Raw genomic sequence first — 2,664 nt, forward strand, 5'->3', positions numbered from 1 at the left:
TCCCTGAGTATCAGCAATACAACTGATACCCTGCGTTATACTTTAAAGCGGCCACAAAATGCTGATGAAGTTTTTACTGCTTACACTGTAGTTGCACAAATGCAGCACCAAATGATGTACAGTGCAAAAATAAATATGAAGAGCAGAACAGAAGTTACTGCACCCATAGCAACCGAAAGTTTTAACGATGGTGTTTTGCAACTCACTATTTTTAATGCCGCACAAATACCTGTTGCGGAGCGGCTGGTATTTATAAACCATAATAATTATTATTTTGCAACCGACCTGCATGCAGTAGAAAAAAATATTACTAAACATGGACACAATACTTTACAAATAGATGTTGGCGATACCTTACTCAGCAATTTATCCATTGCAGTTACTGATGCAGGTATTAATCCCATAACCGAGAATGAAGAAAATATTTTTTCAAATTTATTAGTTACCAGCGATTTAAAAGGCTACGTTTATAACCCTGCTTATTATTTTTCAAATGATGCAGATTCTGTAAAACAACATTTGGATTTAGTGATGATGACCAATGGCTGGAGAAGATTTAAGTGGGAGAATTTGTTAGTACAACAATGGCCCAAATTAAATTTTCCGGCAGATAATTATATTTCATTGAGAGGAAATATTTATGGTTTATCCAAAACCCAGCTTGCCGGAAAAGATTTAACAGCTTTGATTAAAACCAAAAATAAGAACAGTGAGTTTTTGAGTATCCCCATTACTGCCGACGGGCAATTCAGGGTAACAGGCATGTATTTGTTTGATACAGCAAAATTGTATTATCAAATTAATAATGATAAAGACAAAAAATTAACTTCAAGCGCCAGCTTTAAATTTGTAAATGAAATTGCGGCTGCAGCTACGCCATCTTCCAATTTGCTTTCGTCGCTTTATTTTAATTTAAAAAGAGATAGTTCTTATTTGCAAAAAAACGCAAAGCTGGCAGCATTGCAGCGTTCGTTTTTAGAAAGTAATAAAACAAAAACTTTAGATGCAGTAAGAGTAGTGGGCAAAACAAAATCGTTAAAACAAAAATTAGAAGAAGAATACACCTCTGGGTTTTTTGCCGGCGGCGATGGTTATACATTTGCTGTGGATGATGATCCGTTTGCAAAAAATGCATTAAGTATACTGGATTATTTAAGAGGAAAAGTTGCAGGTTTACAAATTGGCAGCGATGGGCAAAGCGCTACCTGGCGTGGCAGTGCAACCAGTATTTTTTTAGATGAAAATAATACTGATATCAGCTTGCTGCAATCGATACCAATGAGTAATGTGGCATTGATAAAAATTTTTCGTCCTCCATTTTTTGGCGCAGCGGGTGGTGGCGCAGGTGGTGCCATTGCAATTTATACAAAAAAAGGTGCCGATAATTCTACAGTAAAAGGATTGGATTTTACCAATATTTATGGTTACTCTGCCATTAAAGAATTTTACATGCCGGATTATGAAAAAACTACTACACCAGATTTGCCCGACTACCGCAGTACACTTTACTGGAATCCGTTTTTAATATTTGATAAAAAAACAAGACGTATAAAAATCCCTTTTTATAACAGCGATAATTGTAAAAAAATAAGAGTGGTTATAGAAGGTATTAATCAGTTTGGGCAGTTAACAAGGGAAGAAAAAATATTTGAATAGATGATTTTTAAATGAATAAAAAAAACCGAAGTGATAAGCTTCGGTTTTTTATTTATAAATAAATTTTTATTCCGCTATACCTTCCAGTGCAAGAAAAAATGCAAACTCTCTTGCCCGGTCTTTTAATGCTTTAAATCTTCCGCTTGCTCCGCCGTGGCCTGCTTCCATATTGGTATAGAGTAATAATTTATTGCTATCAGTTTTCATTTCTCTAAGTTTAGCTACCCATTTTGCAGGTTCAAAATATTGTACCTGGCTATCATGCAGGCCGGTTGTTACCAGCATGTTGGGGTAGGCTTTCTTTTCTACATTATCATAAGGCGAGTAAGTTTTCATATAAAAATAACTTTCTTTATTGGCGGGGTTGCCCCACTCATCGTATTCGTTTGTTGTTAGCGGAATAGATGCATCACTCATCGTATTTATTACATCAACAAAAGGTACGGCAGCAATTACGCCATGCCATAAATCGGGCCGCATGTTTACTACAGCACCCATTAATAAACCTCCGGCACTACCACCACTGGTATATAAATGTTCTTTAGCAGTAAATTTATTAGCCAGTAAAAATTCTGCACAATCAATAAAATCCGTAAACGTGTTTTTCTTTTTCATCATTTTACCATCTTCGTACCAGTACCTGCCCATCTCCTGGCCGCCACGAATATGTGCAATAGCAAAAGCAAAGCCGCGGTTAAGTAAACTTAATCTTGCTGCACTAAAGCTGGCATCCATACTTGCACCATAACTTCCGTAACCATATAAATGCAAAGGTTGAGTACCATCTTTTTTAAATCCTTTTTTATACACTACCGAAATAGGAATTTTTGTACCATCTTTTGCAGTAGCAAATAAACGTTCGGTAACATAATCACTTACTGTATAGCCCCCAACAACTTCCTGCTGCTTCATTAATTTTTTTTCTTTACTGCCCATATTGTAATCATATACTGATGATGGTGTGGTTAAAGAAGTGTAATTAAACCGCACCACATCCGAATTATAATC

General features: G+C 35.9%; 1 protein-coding gene and 1 pseudogene. One reads left to right on the forward strand and one right to left on the reverse strand.

Annotated elements, in window-relative coordinates:
• Nucleotides 1-1,656 (forward strand): annotated as a pseudogene (locus ACY65O_RS18615) (hypothetical protein); the annotation flags it as partial.
• 66 nt (nucleotides 1,657-1,722) lie between these two features.
• Here ACY65O_RS18615 and ACY65O_RS18620 read toward each other — a convergent pair.
• Nucleotides 1,723-2,664: prolyl oligopeptidase family serine peptidase (locus tag ACY65O_RS18620; RefSeq protein ID WP_462222361.1), on the reverse strand; the 942-nt coding region annotated here is incomplete at its 5' end.

The sequence above is a fragment of the Ferruginibacter sp. genome, assembly GCF_031430955.1.
GTDB lineage: Bacteria > Bacteroidota > Bacteroidia > Chitinophagales > Chitinophagaceae > Ferruginibacter.